This window comes from Microbacterium sp. C5A9, from assembly GCF_022627955.1.
Taxonomy (GTDB): Bacteria; Actinomycetota; Actinomycetes; order Actinomycetales; family Microbacteriaceae; genus Microbacterium.
The window spans coordinates 1-16,559 of record NZ_JABXGD010000005.1; the positions used below are offsets into that span (position 1 = coordinate 1).

A 16,559-nucleotide genomic window follows, 5' to 3' on the forward strand; every position below is an offset into this window, starting at 1 on the left:
ACGACCACGGCCTCCACCCGCCGGAACACCGCCCCCGCCGACACCAGCACGTCGACACGCTCCGCCTCGGTCAACCCGGCGAGCGCGGTGTCGGCGAGCACCTCATCGAGGCAGGCGACGGCCTGGTCCAGGAGCGTGCGAGTGCGGGTGGGCATGACCCCATCCAACCCGCCACCACCGACATTCCCACCCCGAAACCCGCCACTATTCGACCAGATCAGAAGCATATTCCGGAACACCAGACCACTGTCCCAGCATCCCGAAGAACACACCCCCGACACGGGGAGATAGGGGGCGCAGAAACCCCGCTCGCCTCAGCGCGACGTCACCGCACGTCGCGAATCGACTCCCGCATGATCACGGGCATCGGGACCAGCTGTGCGCCGAGCGGTCTGTCTCCGAGCAGCATCTCGACGGCCGCCCGTCCCATGACGTCGTAGGGCAGTCGGGCCGTGGTCAGGCCCGGTCGCTGGAAGCTCGCCAGCTCCTCATCGTCGAACGAGGCGACCGAGATGTCGTCGGGGACCCGGCGCCCGCGCTCCGCGATCGCCTGGTAGGCGCCGAAGGCGACTCCGTCGTTGCCGGCGAGGATCGCGGTGATCTCGGGGTGCTCGTCGAGCATCCGCAGGGTCTCGTCGTACCCCACGTCGGGGTTCCATTCGCGGACGTCGACCATGATCGGCTCGATGCCCGCCTCGGCGAACGCCGCCGCGATGCCGGTGAATCGCAGCCCGATCGTCACCGAGTGCCGGGGTGATGAGACGGCCCAGGGGTTGTTGCCGATGACGCCGATGTGCCGGTGGCCGGCGTCGAGGAGAAGCTTCGCCATCGCCGCGCCGGCCACCTCTTCGTCGGGGAGGACCGAGGGATGCTCTGCCGGGCTGGTGCCGTTGATGATCACGATCGGCACGTCGGGCGGCGTCTGGGGGACGTCGATCATGCGGGCGCCGAGGAGTCCGATGAGGATTCCGTCGACGCGGCGGTCGATCATCTCCTGCACGGCATCGGAGATCATGTCGTCGTCGCCCTCGGTCTCCGCGATGAGCACCGTGTGACCGTGCTCCTTCGCGGCGGAGAGGAGGCCGCGGATCATCTCGGAGGCGTAGCGCGTCACGGTGATCTGATCGGAGATGAATCCGATTGTCCTGGTCTTCCCCAGCCGGAGGCTCTGTGCGGCGGGGTTGGGCCGGTAGCCCAGCTCCTCTGCGGCGGCGCGCACCCGCCGCGCAGCCTCGGCCGACAGGCGGGATCCCGGTCGGTCGTTGAGGATCATGCTGACCGCGGTCTTCGACATCCCGGAGCGCGCGGCGACGTCGGCGAGTGTCGGCCTGCGCTCGACGTTCTTCGGCATCTGCCCCTCCGTCCCGTCCCGTCGCGTCCCGTCGTGTCGCGCCCGCGGGGTCGAACCCAGCTTAGGGAGAAGTCGCTCCAGCCCCCGCATCCCGGATGTTGAATCAATTTAGCAAAACTGTTGCCGCCGGGTGCCAGGCGGTGCTACTGTCCTCATGCTGAATCAATTTAGCTTCACCGATGACACCGCCGGATCCGACAGGGTGCCGCGCGGAGATCGCCTCACCGACGCCGGTGACGCGACGTCAGGGGGAGTGATGGACACAGGAGAGACATCGTGGTTGATCTCACTCGTCGAGCGCTGCTCGGCGCGATCGGACTGGGAATCGTCGGCACGGCGATCTCGTGGCCTCGGCTCACCGGGGCCGACATCCCGGGACGCGGCGGCGACACACTGACCGTCGCCCTCTTCGGGACGCAGCAGGACGCGATGGCGCGGCAGTCGCTCGTCGCCGGGTTCCAGCGGAAGCATCCGACCATCGAGGTGCGGATCGTGGCCATCCAGGGCCAGGACTGGAGCGAGTACTTCGCGAAGATCCTGACGATGATCGCCGCAGGCACTCCGCCCGACGTCGTCACGGTCGCGACCGAAGGGTCGCAGCTCTTCGCCTCGCGTCTCGCGCACCCTCTCGACGACTACGTGCGGCGCGATGCGAGCGAGATGCAGGAGTACTTCGACGACGTGCATCCGTCGCTCATCGAATCCTTCATGTATCAGGGCAGTCTCTTCCAGCTCCCCGACAACTTCAACGCGGCCAACGTGTTCTACAACACCCAGGCGCTGGAGCGCGCGGGCCTGGAGCGGCCCGCGGACAACTGGACTCTCGAGGACTTCCTCTCGACGGCGCGGGCCATGAAGCAGAGCGCATCGGGCCAGTTCCTCCCGTACTTCTGGAACAACCGCCTGTGGGGCGGGGCGGTGCCCTGGCTCTACGTCAACAACACGAGCTTCCTCCGGGAGGAGAAGGCGACCGGCGGCGACTGGTTCTGGAACCGCTTCTATCCCGACGAGCGCGGACGCAGCGGCGGCTTCGTCTGGCAGCAGGCGGATGCGCTGAACGAGCGGTCGATCGAGAGCTTCTCGGTGCTGCAGAGCATGGTCTCGGAGGGACTCGCCGCGAACCCCGCACAGGGCGGAGGCAACGAACTCGTCTCGCTGTTCTCGACGGGATCGGTCGGGATGACGCCGGCGGGCGGGTTCTGGGTGCAGGGCCTCGCCGAGGCCGGGGTCGCGAACGACGCCTACGACGTGACGTACTTCCCGCGGATGGCCGGCCAGCGCCACCAGTTCGGCGCGGGAGGGTACGCGATCATGGAGACCTCGTCGCGCAAGGACGAGGCCTGGGAGTGGCTGAAGTACTGCGTCTCGCTCGACGGCATGCGCATCGCGCATCCGAAGCCGGACTCCTCCTCACCGCGGCGTTCGCTCAACACCGAGCTCTACGGGGCCGGGGTCGGACCCGCCCACTGGGAGGTGTTCTACGACACCCTCGAGAAGTTCCCCGACACCGGGCCGATGCCGGCGCCGCCGCAGCAGGCCGCCGTCGAATCGGCACTCATCAAGAACGTGGTCTCGACGATCACGAACGGCCCTTCGGGCGTGCGCCGCGGTCTCGAGACCATGCAGCGCGACCTCGAACTCGCACTGGGAGGACGCTGATGTCCACGAGCAGCACGCAGACCGTGACGATCCCGGCGGCGGTGCGGACGCAGACGGGCACGGCGGCGCGATCAGGGCGCTTCTTCGTCTGGATCTTCCTCGCCCCCACCCTCATCGGGCTCGGACTCTTCAACCTCGTCCCGATCGTGGGGTCGTTCGTCCTCGCCTTCTTCCGGTGGGACATCATCTCGGCGCCCGAGTTCGTCGGCATCGACAACTTCGTCGATCTCGCGACCAACCCCACGGTGAGCGTCTCGTTCCTGAACACGATCGGCTTCGTCGTCGTCGCGGTCCTGCTGCAGCTCGCCGTCGCGCTGGGCCTGGCCATCCTGGTGCAGTCGAAGATGCCGACGTGGCTGCGCAGCTTCTTCCGCTCGGCGCTGTTCTTCCCGCTCATCCTGTCGGCCGCGTCGGTGTCGCTGATCATGGCGTACCTCTTCAATCAGGAGTTCGGGCTCGTCAATCAGACGCTGAACCTCATCGGCATCGCCGACGTGGGCTGGCTCACCACGGGACTCGGCGCGAAGGTCGTGGTGCTGCTGGTGTACGTGTGGCAGAACTTCGGCTTCACCTTCCTCCTGTTCATCGGCGGCCTGGCCGCGATCCCCGGCGAGGTGTACGAGGCGTCGTCGCTCGACGGAGCCACCGGATGGGTCCAGTTCCGCCTCATCACACTGCCGCTGATCAGCCCGACGATGCTCGTCGCCTCGGTGATGGCGATCATCAACGCCCTGCAGATCTTCGACCAGCCGTGGGTGCTGACCCGCGGCGGTCCCGGCGACGAGACGCGGACGGCGGTCATGGTGATCTACGAATCCGCCTTCCGGCAGCTCGACTTCGGGGGAGCGTCCGCGATCGGCATCGTGCTCACTCTGCTGATCATGCTCGTCACCGCCATCCAATTCCGGCTGAGCCGCCGATTCGTCTTCTACGGGTGAGGGAATCATGACCACCACGACCGCCACCGAGGCTGTGTCCTCGAGGACCACACCGCCCTCCACCGCCCCCGCGACACCGCCGTCGACGCGCACCTGGCTGTACAGCCTCGGCACCGGCGCGAAGTACCTCATCCTGGCGATCGCCGCGTTCCTGACCCTCGGCCCCGTGGTGTGGACGCTGTTCACCGCGCTGACACCCACCGACAGCGTGACGCAGGAGGTCAGCGTCGGCTTCGGCGCCTTCGTCGACGTGTTCGCCCGCATCCCCGTGTGGCTGTACGCCTGGAACAGCGCGCTGGTGGTGCTGCTCGTCGCGGCCGGACAGATGCTCTCCGCGGCGATGGCGGGCTACGTCTTCGCCAAGTTCGAGTTCCGCGGCAAGAAGATGCTCTTCGCCCTCGTGCTGGCGACCATGATGGTGCCGCTGCAGGTCACGATCGTGCCCGTGTTCATGCTCGTGCGGGGGATGGGTCTCGCCGACACGCTGCTCGCGCTGATCGTTCCCGCGCTGCCGACGGCCTTCGGCACCTTCCTGATGAGGCAGTACTTCCTCGGCATCCCGGCCGAGCTGGGCGAGGCGGCCCAGCTCGACGGCGCAGGGCCGTGGCGCACGTTCTTCCGCGTGTACCTGCCCCTTGCGACCCCGGCCCTCGCGATCGTCGGGATCCTGGCCTTCAACTACCACTGGAACGAGTTCTTCCGCCCGCTGATCATGACGATCAGCGATCAGAACTTCACCCTGCCGCTGGGGCTCGTGACGCTGCAGGGCAACCTCGGCACCGGCAGCATCTCGACGGTGCTCGCCGGTGTGATCCTGTCGATGATCCCCGCCCTGCTGGTCTTCTTCTTCGGGCAGAAGCCCCTCCGTGAGGGGCTCACCGCGGGAGTCGGCAAGTGACCGCCCCGGTGCAGTGCGGCCTCGCCCGCATCGAACCACCAACCGCTCCACAGAAAGACGACAGTCCCGGTGACAACCACTGATCTCTCCCCCGTCCGCATCGAGCAGCCTCGGATGCACTTCGCTCCCCGGCGGAACTGGATGAACGACCCCAACGGTCTGGTGTTCCACGACGGTCGCTATCACCTCTACTTCCAGTACAACCCCCTCGGCTCCGTGCACGGGAACATCAGCTGGGGGCACGCGACGAGCACGGACCTGACGCGGTGGGTCGAGCATGCACCCGCGATCCTCTGGGATGACGACGCGCAGATCTTCTCGGGGTCGGTCGTGGTCGATCACGGCAACACCTCGGGATTCGGCACCGACGCGGCACCGCCCCTCGTGGCGATCTACACCGCCGCGGCGCCGGGGCATCAGGCGCAGTCGCTCGCCTACAGCGTCGACGGCGGATACACGTGGACGAAGTACGACGGGAACCCCGTCCTCGATCGGGGCACGGCCGACTTCCGCGACCCGAAGGTCTTCCGCTACGACGACGGGCGCGACGCGTACTGGGTGGTGGTGGCGGTCGAGGCGCAGGACAGGCAGGTCCTGTTCCATCGATCGGACGACCTGAAGAACTGGGTCTTCCTGTCGTCCTACGGCCCGGCGGGCCCGGTCGGCGGTGTGTGGGAATGCCCCGACATGTTCCCCCTCGCGGTGGACGGCGATGACGACGATGTGCGCTGGGTGCTGCTGATCAGCATGAACCCGGGCGGCATCGCCGGGGGATCCGGAACGCACTACGTGGTGGGGCAGTTCGACGGAGTCTCGTTCACCTCGACCGAGCCGCACGAGGCGCCCGGTCACGAGGTCGACCGAGCGCACACCCCGACCCGCGCGGAGCTGGAGCGGTTCGGGTGGATCGACTTCGGCCGGGACTGCTACGCCGGAGTGACGTTCGACGGGCTCGCTCGCCGCGACCGGACCCTGATCGCCTGGATGGACAACTGGGAGTATGCGCGGGAGATGCCCGCCGACGCATCGAGCCCGCAGCGGAGCGGCATGACCCTGCCGCGTCGCCTGTCTCTCGTGCGCGGCGTCGACGGCGCCGTGCGACTGCGCCAGCGCCCCGTCGTGAGGGTCGAGGGCGAGGAGCACGCGGTGCAGCTCGGACGGCTCGACGGCACCGCCGCGACCGAGACGCGCCTCGCGGGAGCGGGCCGCATACGGATCGCGGCGACCCTCGGCGACGCCCGCGGCATCGAGGTGCGGCTCGGGGCAGGAGCGGATGCCGGGGCAGGAGTGAATGCCGGGGCGATCGTGACGATCCGGTACGACCGGGCGAGCGGGCGCATCGACCTCGATCGCTCGGCGCACGCGGGGCATCTGCCGGCCGCGTTCTCGGAGGGTCAGTCGATGCCCGTCGACCCGGCCGGTCGTATCGAGTGGGAGATCTGGGTCGACGTGCTCAATGACGAGGTGTCGTCGGTCGAGCTGTTCGCGCAGGACGGCGACCGGGTGATGACCGCGCTCGTGCCGGCGCTGTCGGGCGGCACGGTCGTCGTCTCCGCCCTCGGCGGCGTCGTCTCCGACGCGTCGCTCGGCATCTCGAGCGCCCTGTGAGCGCGCCCCGGATGCTCGTCGTGGGCGAGGCGCTCGTCGACGTGGTCGACGAGGTGGCGCATCCCGGGGGCTCGCCCCTGAACGTCGCCGTCGGACTCGCCCGGCTCGGGCTCGAAACCACGCTGCTCACGAGCATCGGCGACGACGAGCACGGACGCATGCTCGCGCAGCACGTGGTGCGCGAGGGGGTGCGTCTCGCGCGGGGATCGGTGTGTGCCGGCGAGCACACCTCCCGCGCGGTGGCGACGCTCGACGCCGACGGCGTGGCCACCTACGACTTCGACCTGCGCTGGACGCTGCCCGACGCGGTGCCTGCCACTCTGGGCGAGGACCTCGACGTCGACCTCGTGCACGTCGGCTCACTCGGCGCGGTGCTGGAGCCGGGCGCTCGCGCGGTCGCGGCGATCCTGGCGGCCGCTCCCGACACCGCGCTCCGGGCATACGATCCGAATGTCCGAGCGCAGCTCATGGGGCCGCGCGACGAGGCGCTCGTGCGCGTGGAGGAGATCATGCGCGCCGCGCACGTCGTGAAGCTGAGCGACGCCGACGCCGAGTACCTCTACCCCGGCATGGAGGTGGAGGCGGTGCTGCGGCACATCGCCGACCTGGGCCCGCGACTCGCGGTCGTCACGCGCGGCGCAGCGGGCTGCGCGGCCGTGCTCTCGGCGGACTCCGAGGTGTTCGTCGGCCAGGCCCTGCCGGTCGACGTGGTCGACACGATCGGCGCCGGCGACGCCTTCATGTCGGGCCTCCTGTTCGGCCTGGTCAGCACCGGCGCAGCCGCAACGCTCGTCGCGGCGGGCCGTGCGATCGGCGCGGACGATCGTGCCCGCATCGAGACGGCGATCGACCTCGCGCTCTCGAGTGCGGCGGTCGCGGTCTCGCGCGCCGGAGCCGCGCCTCCGTATCCGGCGGACCTCGGCCGGGCACGGTGAAGGATCGGTCGGAGGCGGGGGAGGCCGACGCACAACCGCGGAGGGGAGTCGAGACTCCCCTCCGCGGTTCGCGTCGTGCTCGCCGGTGTCAGGCGATCGCGGCGCGCAGCTCTGCGGCGGCGTCGCCCACGTTCGGTGCCGAGTAGATCGCGCTGCCTGCGACGGCGACGCGCGCACCCGACGACTGCACGGCGGCGATGCTCGAGGCGTTGACGCCGCCCGCGACCGAGAACGGAACCCCCGACGAGGTACCGTCGGTCAGCAGGCTGTCGAGGGAGTAGCCCTCCTGTGCCTGCTCGTCGAGTCCGGCGTGCATCTCGACGAACTCCGCGCCGAGGCCGATGACCTGCTGGGCGCGCGCGGGCTTGTCGGCCACGCCGATCAGGTCGACGACGATGCCCTTGCCGTGCGCGGTGGCCGCCTTCACGGCGCCTGCGATCGTGCTGTCGTCGGCTGCGCCGAGCACGGTGACGAGGTCGGCGCCGGCCCCGAAGGCCATGTCGGCCTCGAGCTCACCGGCATCCATCGTCTTGAGGTCGGCGAAGATGACCTTGTCGGGGTGGGCGTTCTTGAGAGCCGTGATGGCCGACAGGCCCTCGCTCTTGATGAGCGGGGTGCCGAGTTCGAGGATGTCGACGTGCGGCGCGGCGGCGGCGGCCAGCTCCAGGGCCTTCTCGGTGCTCAGGGTGTCGATGGCGAACTGCAGCTTCATGGGGTGTTCCGTTCTGGTGAGGGTGTCGATCGGGATCGACGGGTGACAGTGGAGGGACGAAGGGGCCGGTGGGCGGACGGGCTCACTCGAGGTTCGAGTGGCGCTCCCACAGCTCGTCGGCCGACGAGCCCCGCCGCTTCCAGAGCGCGTGGAAGATCCCGTCGCCGATCACGACGACGACCTGCTCGAAGAGACCGCCGGCGTACTGGGCCGAGGCGGTCGCCGAGCGGTCGAGCTTCTGCGCGGCGGGCACGATGACGCACACGTCGGCGAGGGCCGCGAGGAGGGAGTCCTCGGCGGTGGTGATCACGCCGACGCGGGCGCCCACGGACGCCGCACGCTGCGCCGCGCGGACGATCGAGTCGGTGGTGCCCGAGCCGCTCGCGGTGATCAGCACGTCACCGGAAGCGATCGCCGGTGTGGTGACCTCGCCGACCAGGTGCACCTCGAGTCCCAGATGCATGAGCCGCATGGCGGTCATCCGCAGGGCGAGGCCCGAGCGGCCGGCGCCGATCACGAACACGCGGGGAGCACCGTCGATCAGGTCGGCGAGATCGTCGAGGCTGCGGGCGGATGCGACGCCGGTGCGCTCCGCGGCGCGCAGCACCTCGTTCGCGATGAGGGAGATCGCGGCGCCGGTCGAGAGGGGGGCAGAGGTCGTCATCCCTCCACTCTCGCCGTCTGCGCGCTGCCGTGCGCTCCTGCATCCGGATGGAAACGACTACCCGAACGGGTAGGTCGGATTAGAGTAGGTGGCTATGACCGGGGAGACCACGAGCCCGACCGAGACCACGAGCACGACCCCCGCCTCGCGACGCCTCGCGGCCGAGCACTCCCGCGCCCTGGCCGAGCAGCGCGACCGCTACGCGCTGACGCTCGAATCACTGCTGGCGACCCTGCGCTCGCCGCGTCTCGACGATCGGGCGGCGCGGGCCGTCGCGGTCGATGTCGCCGCGGGTGCCCTCGTCGGTCTGCGCACCCTCAACGACGAGCTCGGATCGGGGCTCGAGCCGGTGACCGGGGCGTTCGAGCGCCTGCAGAGCGACCTGCGCCCGCTCGTCCGGTTCAGCGAGCTCGACGTGCAGTTCGTCGAGCCGCCCGCGAACGGGCGCGCCCTGCCCGGCGAGATCGCGCACTCGGCCCGCTCGATCGTGCGCAGCACCGTGCTGGCGATCGTCGACCGGGGCGAGACCCGGCGCGTGCGCATCCAGTGGGACTGCGACGGGCTCAACCTGCTCATCGCGATCCGCGATGACGGCAGCGGCGAGCTCACCACCCACGACGACGCCCTGCGACCGATCGCCGAGCAGGTGTCGTCGCTCACCGGTGATCTGTCGGTCGCGTCGACGCCCGGGTGGGGCTCCGAGGTCAGCATCCGCCTGCCGCTCGATCCGCCCGCGGAACCCGATGAGCTGCCGGATGCGATCGACGCGAGTCCACGCGAACGAGACGTGCTGCGCCTCGTCGCATCCGGCCGCCGCAACCGTGAGATCGCCGAGGCCCTGGGCGTGAGCGAGAACACCGTGAAGTTCCACGTCTCCAATCTCCTGCGCAAGTCCGGCGCCACCTCGCGCGCCGAGCTCGCCGCGGTCGTGCGCGGCTGAGGTTCGGGTCGACTACCCGAACGGGTGGGCTGGCCCCGTTCGTGCGGGCAGGTGGCGATGAGGGGGCGAACGGCGGCGCGGGTTCAGGTGAACAGGATCAGCTGAACAGGATCAGCAGGTACGCCGCGAACGTCACCAGGTGCGCGGCGCCGTGCATCGCCGTGACGCGCTTGGCGCTGAACGTCGCCACCGACAGCAGCAGCGTCACCGCCAGCATCAGCAGGTTGGCGGGCGACTCGGCGAGGATCACGGTCTGCCCGGTCAGCATCCCGATGATCAGCACCGCGGGAATGGTGAGTCCGACGGTCGAGACGAGAGCGCCGTGGCAGAGGTTGTTCACCCTCTGCGCCTCGCCGCCGAGCGCGGCGCGCACCGAGGTGATCGACTCGGGCAGGAAGACGATCATCGCGATCAGCACTCCGGCGAGGGCCGGGGGAGCGCCGAGGCGTCCGAGTCCGTCGTCGAGCAGCGCGGCCATGTCGTGCGAGAGCAGCACGATCGGCACCACGGTGACGACGAGCAGCGCGAGCCGGATGACCACCTCGCGGCGGTTCTCGCGGAGCACCGCGACGATCCCGCCCGATGCCCCGGATTCGTCCGACGCCGCCGCACCCGAGCGCAGCCGTTCATCGACCTCGGTGAAGTCGGACGCCTGCGCCCCCATCTGGCGGAACAGGAAGAACGCGTAAAGGCCGAGGGTCAGGATGATGACGGGGATCGCCTGGCCGAGCGTGTACGACCCGGCCTCGCCGATCAGCGCGGGCAGCGCGAAGGCGAGGGATCCGAGCACGATGAGCATCGCGAGGTAGGCCGAGGTGCCGGTGCGGTTGTGGGCCATGGCGCCGCGGCGCAGACCTCCGAGCAGCAGGCAGAGGCCGATCACCAGGTTGAGGATGATCATCGCGACCGCCATGACCGAGTCGCGGGCGATCGTCGCGTGCTCACCGGGGCCGAGCATCACCGCCGAGATCAGGATCACCTCGATCAGCACGATCGAGAGCGTGAGCACGAGCGAGCCGTAGGGATCGCCGAGCTTGTGGGCGAGGGCCTCGGCCTGCTTCACGACCCCGAAAGCGCACGCGATGATCACGGCGATGATGACCGCGAGCGCGATGATGAGCGTCGGCGCGGGCGCCGGCGCGGCGATCACGGGGTGGATGAGAAGCAGGATGCCGAAGGCACCCCAGCCGAGGACGATCCGTCCGACGTCGGTGGCGCCGACCAGTCGGGTCTGTGAGGTGTGCGACATCTGCAGCTCCTTCGAGGCGGGGCCGTCCCCGATGAGAGAGGCGCCCGGGTCGTCCCGGCCGCGTGCTGTGTCAGCGTTCTGCCTCGATGGTACGCGAGCGGGGTGGGCGGCGCCTGATCACCCGCTGGTCAGCGTCGCGCGCGGGCGCGCGTCTTGGTGACGCCGTTCAGCGTGGCCCGCACCGGGGTGCCGAGGTACAGGCCGAGCGACGCGCCCGACGCCAGACCCACACCGATGACGACGGCGGCGACGAGCGATCCGCCGATGCCGAGCACGCCCGTCGTGGTTCCCGCGGCGTGCACCATCTCGAGCAGTCCCTGGAACACGGCGACACCGGGCACGAGGGGCACGATCGCCGCGGTCGTGACGGCGACCGACGGCACATGCAGGTTGTGGGCGATCAGCACGCCGACGAAGCTCGCGAGCAGCGCGCCGATCGCGCTGGCCGCCGCCGGCTGCAGCTGCAGGGCGATCATGCTCGAGTACCCCGCGATCGTGATCGCACTGAGCAGCGCGCTCACGAGGATGATGCGGACCCCTGCGCCGTTGAACACCGCGACCGCGATCGCGATGATGATCGCGCCGACGAACTGGTTCAGCAGCGGACCGAAGGGTGCGGGGTCGTCGGGCAGGTCCATCGTGAACCCGAGCACGCTGCCGAGCTGCAGGCCCACGAGGATGCCGATCACGACGCCGAGGGTCTGCATGGTCAGGTCGAGGATGCGTCCGCCGGCGGTCAGGGCGAACCCGTCGATCGCGTCCTGCGCGGCGCCCACCACGGTGAGGCCCGCCAGCATCAGGACGATTCCCGAGGCGACGATGATCGAGGGGCGGATGCCGACGAACGGCTCGATGCCCGCCGACCCGAGTGCCGACACCGCGACCGCGACGACCGTGGTGACGAGACCTCCGGCGATCTGGCTGAAGAACAGCGGCACCCGGATGCGTGCGAGACCCGCCTGTGTGATCGCCGCGCCCAGTGCCGCGATGAAGGTGAGTCCGACGATGATCGGAGACGCGCCGAGCATGATGCTCACGCCGACCGCGAGCAGCGCGCGGGCCACGACGACGACGGGCTGCTGGTAGCGGAACGGCACCCGGCGGATGACGCGGAACGCGGTGCGGGCCGACTCGAGGTCGAGGCCGTCGGCGATGTCTGCCACGAGGGCCTGCACCCGCTGCAGCTTGTCGTGGTCGGGGGCGGCGACGCGCACGACCCGCACGAGGGTCTCGGGCCAGACCTCGCCGCTGAGGTGGAACGACACGGTGATCGAGTTGTAGGTCACGTCGACCTGCACGCCGCGCATGCCGTAGGCGTCGCACACGCGGATGATCGCGAGCGTCACCTCGTGCGCCGACGCTCCGACCGCGAACATCGCCTCGCCGATGCGCGTCGCGAGGTCGAGCACCCGGGGGACCGTGCGCTCGTCGATCACGGGCATGGCCTCGGTGTGCGCGACGGACGAGGGGTCGGTGTGCAGGATCCTGCGCATCGAGGCGAGCAGTCGCCGCTGGGGATTCGCGGACATGTCGTCCATTGTGTCATCGGGGACCGCGGGATCAGATGGGTACGGGTGTACGCAGAGTTGCTATCCTCGACGCATGACGGACGACATCGCGGAGCACGCCGCGGGTAGTCGCAGCGGTCGCCGGAACGACCCGGAGCGGCGCGAGCGCATCATCTCGGCGTGCCTCGACGTGATCGCCGAGTCCGGGGTGGCCGGAGCGTCGCACCGTCGCATCGCCGCGGCGGCCGGCGTGCCCCTCGGGTCGATGACCTATCACTTCGCCGGCATCGACGAGCTGCTGCGCGAGGCCTTCACCCGCTTCGCGACCACGATCAGCGCACGGTTCGAGGAGCGCATGGCCGCGGCATCCGATGCGGAGTCGGCGCGCGCCGCGGTCGTCGCGATCATCGTCGAAGACGTGGCGCACGGCACCCGTGACCTCGTACTCGCGCATGAGCTCTACACGCTCGCCACTCGCGAGCCCGGCTATCGCGCGCTGACCACGGCCTGGATGCAGCGCAGCCGCGCCGCGCTCGAGCGCCATTTCGACCCGCAGACGGCGAGGCTGCTCGACGCCATGATCGAGGGGATCTCGATCCACCGCGCCCTCGACGACGACCCCCGCGATCTCGCGGAGGTCGTCGACGCGGTGGAGCGGATCACCCGATCAGCGTGACCCGACCGCGCCCTCGATCGTCTCGACGACGACCTCCTGCGGGGTGTGGCGGCGTGCGCTGCGCAGCAGCACCGCGGCGAGCACCGCGACGACCGCGGTGACGCCCGCGCCGACGAGCATCGCGGAGTGGAGTCCCGACAGGAACGCCTCCTGAGCGACCGCGGTGGCCTCGCCGCCGAGCCCCGCGGGCACGATGCCCTGTGCGAGCTCGTCGGTCTGCGACGCCGTCAGGCCGAGGTCGGCAGCGCCGCGCGCGCTCCCCGCACCGACGACCGCGGCGAACACGGCGGTGCCGAGCGCCCCGCCGAGCTGCAGCATGGTGGCCTGGAAGCCGCCCGCGACACCGGCGAGCTGCACGGGGGCGCTGCCGACGACGGCATCCGCGCCGGCGGTCATGGTGAGCCCCACCCCGAGCGCCAGCGTGACGAACGGGATCGCCATCGCGAGGTACGGCGAGTCGACGCCGATGGGGGTGAGTGCGACGAGCGACAGCGCCACGAGCGCGAGCCCGATCGTCATGGTCACCCGCGTGCCGATACGGCTCACGAGCACGGCGCCGATCGGCGAGGCGATGATCGACACGGCCGACAGGGGGAGGAGCATGACGCCGGCGACGACGCCTTCGACGCCGCGGAGGTTCATGAGGAACAGGCTCAGGAAGAACGTCACGCCGAGCAGCGCGAAGAAGTTCGCGCCGACGGCGAGGCCGCCGATCGAGAAGCCCGGCTCGCGGAAGAGCGACATCGGCAGCAGCGGGTGGGCGCTGCGCCGCTCGACCAGCACGAAGACCGCGAGCACGACGACGGCGCCGCCCAGCACGAGCAGGGTGCGCGGGTCGCCCCAGCCCCAGTCCTCGGACTGCACGATCGCGAGCACGACGCCCGCGAGGCCGATCCCGAGCAGGATGACCCCCGGCAGGTCGAAGCGCACGGTCGAGCTGCCCGCGGTCGACTCGCGCACGACGAGCGCCGTGAAGATCACCGTGATGACGGCGATCGGGGCGTTGACGAAGAAGATCGACTCCCAGCCGAGGGTGGCGACGAGCGCGCCGCCCACGATCGGGCCGGCCGCGATCGCCACCGAGGAGACGCCTCCCCAGATGCCGACCGCCATGCCGAACTTCTCGCGGGGGAACGTCGCCCGCAGGATCGACAGCGTCTGCGGCATCAGCAGGGCGGCGCTGATGCCCTGCAGGGCGCGGAAGACGATCACGCCGACTGCGCTGCCGACGAGTCCGATCGCGACCGAGGTGAGCGCGAACGCGACGACCGCGATGATGTACACGCGGCGGCGACCGAATCGGTCGCCCAGCGTGCCGCCGAGGATCAGGCAGACGGCCAGGCCGAGCAGGTATGCGTGCGTGATCCACTGCAGCTGGGTGAACGTCGTGCCGAGCGACGCCGCGATCGCGGGGTTCGCGATCGAGACGACGGTGGCGTCGAGGCCGACCATGAAGAGGCCGAGGGACACGGCGATGAGGGTGGCGATCGGATGCCCGCGCGGAGCCTTGCGGGGCGGTGCCGTGAGTGCGGCGGTGGAGGTCATGAGGAGAGTGCTTTCGTCGGTTCGGTCGGATGCAGGGCGCGACGAGCACAGAGCTTCGCGAGGAGCGCCGTCGGGTGCCCGGAGGACCTGGGTGGCAGCGACGACGGCTACACGAGCGCGGTCGGCCCTCGTGCCGGTGGCGCCCCCTCAGAAGCGTATGAAATAATACACAAATGGATGCTTCGCCGTCAATTCCGGATGCCGACCTCGAGCGGTTCGCGGATGCCGTGATCTCGATCGCGAACCGCATCGAGCCGCGAGGTCTCGACCTTCCCGGCCGGCGTCGACTGACCGCGCGAGAGATCCTCGTGCTGCATGAGGTCGCGGTGACTCCCGGGGTCACGGCGACGCAGATCGCTCGGAGCATCGACCTGCAGCGCAGCAACGTCAGTGCCACGCTGCACGCGCTCGAGCGGGAGGCACTGCTCGAGCGTGTCCCTGCGGTGGACGGGCGAGGGGCGGGGTTCGCTCTGACCGAGGAGGCGCGGCGGGATGTCGCTGTGGTGCGCGCTCACCGCTCGGACCGGCTGCGCACGGCATCCGCCGATCTCCTGCGCGAGGTCGTCTCGATCTCCGACGCGCTGTCGCACCTGGCCCGAGGGGTGGGGGTCGAGCCGCGCACCGAGTGATCTCTCACTCGTGCTCGGGGAGCACCGGCGTCGACCAGCCGGCGTCGCGCCCGAGCTGCGTCGCGCGCCCCATCGACTCCGCTCCGAAGCGGTCGCGGATCGCATCGAGCGCCGTGTCGATGCGCTCTCCGTCGCCCCAGTCGATCGGCAGCTCCGGCTGCAGATGCGCGGCGCGATCGAGCTGGGAGAGGGAGACGCCGATGAGGGTCACGCCCCGCGACTCGATTTCGGGCAGCGCAGCCGTCAACAGCGCTCGGGCCACCGCGAGCAGCGTCGCGGTGCGCACCGTGGCGACCCCGACGGTGCGTGACCGGGTGGCCTTCGTGAAGTCGCCGAAGCGCAAGCGCAGCACGACCGTGCGGCAGGTGCGCTCGCCGTCGCGCAGGCGGCGGGCGAGCCGATCGACGATCTGGGTGAGGATGAGGTCGAGCTCCTCGGCGGATCGGGGGCGGGAGCCGAGTGCGCGCTGCGAGCCGATGGATCCGCGTCGTCGCGTGGTGTCGACGGGTCGCGGATCCCGCAGCCGGGCGAGCGCGTGCAGGTGCCCGCCGGTCGCCGACCCCAGCAGGCGCTCGGCTGTCGCCGCCTCGAGGTCGGCGAGCTGGCCGACCGTGTGGATGCCGAGGCGATGCAGCTTCTCGGCGGTGACCGCGCCCACGCCCCACAGTCGCTCGACGGGCAGGGGGTGCAGGAACTGCTCCTCCCGGGCGGGGTCGACGACGAGCAGGCCGTCGGGCTTGCTGACCGCGCTCGCGACCTTGGCGAGGAACTTCGTGCGGGCGACGCCGACCGAGATCGCCAGCCCGACCTCGGCGCGCACCCGCTCGCGCAGTCGAGCGGCGACGGTCTCGGGCGTGCCGGCGATGCGGCGCAGCCCGCCGACCTCGAGAAAGGCCTCGTCGATCGAGAGACCCTCGACGAGCGGCGTGGTGTCGCGGAAGATGGCGAACACGTCTCTGCTGGCCGCGCTGTACGCCTCCATCCGGGGAGGCACCACCGTGGCGTCGGGACAGAGCTGCAGCGCCTGGCGCCCGCCCATCGCCGTGCGCACGCCGCGGGCCTTCGCCTCGTAGCTCGCCGCGAGCACCACCCCGCCGCCGACGATCACGGGCCTGCCGCGCAGCGCCGGCGCATCGCGCTGCTCGACCGAGGCGTAGAACGCGTCGAGATCCGCATGCAGCACGGTGGCTTCGCCCCGCATCCTGCGCTCCTCTCGACGGGCAGATCGTCGCACGGGCCACCGACAT

15 protein-coding genes are annotated in these 16,559 nt (G+C 70.3%); 8 read left to right on the forward strand and 7 right to left on the reverse strand.

Annotated features, from left to right (window positions below; all coding sequences use genetic code 11):
• Positions 1-325 precede the first annotated feature (325 nt).
• Positions 326-1,351, reverse strand: coding sequence for a LacI family DNA-binding transcriptional regulator (locus tag HWD99_RS10260; protein WP_241796155.1), 1,026 nt, complete (start codon positions 1,349-1,351; stop codon positions 326-328).
• A gap of 276 nt (positions 1,352-1,627) precedes the next feature.
• Between HWD99_RS10260 and HWD99_RS10265 the strand changes: the two genes are divergently transcribed.
• From HWD99_RS10265 to HWD99_RS10285, 5 genes are all read left to right on the forward strand, one after another.
• Entirely contained in the window at positions 1,628-3,010 is a 1,383-nt protein-coding gene (locus HWD99_RS10265) for a sugar ABC transporter substrate-binding protein (RefSeq protein WP_241796156.1), read from the forward strand.
• The gene (locus HWD99_RS10270; protein WP_241796157.1) at positions 3,010-3,948 is read left to right on the forward strand and encodes a carbohydrate ABC transporter permease; all 939 of its coding nucleotides are present in this window, start codon (positions 3,010-3,012) and stop codon (positions 3,946-3,948) included. The genes HWD99_RS10265 and HWD99_RS10270 overlap by 1 nt, the downstream gene beginning before the upstream one ends.
• 7 nt (positions 3,949-3,955) lie before the next feature.
• On the forward strand, positions 3,956-4,846 hold the full coding sequence (locus tag HWD99_RS10275) for a carbohydrate ABC transporter permease (protein ID WP_241796158.1): 891 nt from the start codon (positions 3,956-3,958) through the stop codon (positions 4,844-4,846).
• Positions 4,847-4,915: 69 nt separating this feature from the next.
• The gene (locus HWD99_RS10280) at positions 4,916-6,454 is read left to right on the forward strand and encodes a glycoside hydrolase family 32 protein (protein ID WP_241796159.1); all 1,539 of its coding nucleotides are present in this window, start codon (positions 4,916-4,918) and stop codon (positions 6,452-6,454) included.
• Positions 6,451-7,389: a PfkB family carbohydrate kinase gene (locus HWD99_RS10285; RefSeq protein ID WP_241796160.1), complete on the forward strand. Its 939-nt coding sequence runs from the start codon at positions 6,451-6,453 to the stop codon at positions 7,387-7,389. The genes HWD99_RS10280 and HWD99_RS10285 overlap by 4 nt, the downstream gene beginning before the upstream one ends.
• 88 nt (positions 7,390-7,477) lie before the next feature.
• On the opposite strand, the gene hxlA is transcribed toward HWD99_RS10285, so the two are convergent.
• A complete protein-coding gene (gene hxlA / locus HWD99_RS10290; protein WP_241796161.1) occupies positions 7,478-8,101 on the reverse strand; it encodes a 3-hexulose-6-phosphate synthase in 624 nt (207 codons plus the stop codon).
• A gap of 82 nt (positions 8,102-8,183) precedes the next feature.
• Positions 8,184-8,765, reverse strand: coding sequence for a 6-phospho-3-hexuloisomerase (hxlB, locus tag HWD99_RS10295; protein ID WP_241796162.1), 582 nt, complete (start codon positions 8,763-8,765; stop codon positions 8,184-8,186).
• Positions 8,766-8,859: 94 nt separating this feature from the next.
• On the opposite strand from hxlB, the gene HWD99_RS18530 reads away from it, so the two are divergent.
• The gene (locus HWD99_RS18530) at positions 8,860-9,705 is read left to right on the forward strand and encodes a LuxR C-terminal-related transcriptional regulator (protein ID WP_274618173.1); all 846 of its coding nucleotides are present in this window, start codon (positions 8,860-8,862) and stop codon (positions 9,703-9,705) included.
• A gap of 97 nt (positions 9,706-9,802) precedes the next feature.
• Here the strand turns inward: HWD99_RS18530 and HWD99_RS10305 are convergent, their stop codons facing one another.
• Together HWD99_RS10305 and HWD99_RS10310 are read right to left on the reverse strand one after the other, a co-directional pair.
• Positions 9,803-10,954: a calcium:proton antiporter gene (locus tag HWD99_RS10305; protein ID WP_241796163.1), complete on the reverse strand. Its 1,152-nt coding sequence runs from the start codon at positions 10,952-10,954 to the stop codon at positions 9,803-9,805.
• A 128-nt stretch (positions 10,955-11,082) separates the two neighbouring features.
• Complete coding sequence (locus HWD99_RS10310) at positions 11,083-12,483, reverse strand: threonine/serine exporter ThrE family protein (protein ID WP_241796164.1); 1,401 nt, start codon at positions 12,481-12,483, stop codon at positions 11,083-11,085.
• Positions 12,484-12,556: 73 nt separating this feature from the next.
• Between HWD99_RS10310 and HWD99_RS10315 the strand changes: the two genes are divergently transcribed.
• Positions 12,557-13,138: a TetR/AcrR family transcriptional regulator gene (locus HWD99_RS10315; protein ID WP_241796165.1), complete on the forward strand. Its 582-nt coding sequence runs from the start codon at positions 12,557-12,559 to the stop codon at positions 13,136-13,138.
• Here the strand turns inward: HWD99_RS10315 and HWD99_RS10320 are convergent.
• Positions 13,130-14,683: an MFS transporter gene (locus HWD99_RS10320; RefSeq protein WP_241796166.1), complete on the reverse strand. Its 1,554-nt coding sequence runs from the start codon at positions 14,681-14,683 to the stop codon at positions 13,130-13,132. The genes HWD99_RS10315 and HWD99_RS10320 overlap by 9 nt on opposite strands.
• A gap of 173 nt (positions 14,684-14,856) precedes the next feature.
• Here HWD99_RS10320 and HWD99_RS10325 point away from each other — a divergent pair, with 173 nt between their 5' ends.
• Positions 14,857-15,312: a MarR family winged helix-turn-helix transcriptional regulator gene (locus tag HWD99_RS10325; RefSeq protein WP_241796167.1), complete on the forward strand. Its 456-nt coding sequence runs from the start codon at positions 14,857-14,859 to the stop codon at positions 15,310-15,312.
• Positions 15,313-15,316: 4 nt separating this feature from the next.
• Here HWD99_RS10325 and dinB read toward each other — a convergent pair whose 3' ends face one another.
• Positions 15,317-16,513, reverse strand: a complete 1,197-nt coding sequence (gene dinB / locus HWD99_RS10330; protein ID WP_241796168.1) for a DNA polymerase IV — start codon at positions 16,511-16,513, stop codon at positions 15,317-15,319.
• Positions 16,514-16,559: the final 46 nt, after the last annotated feature.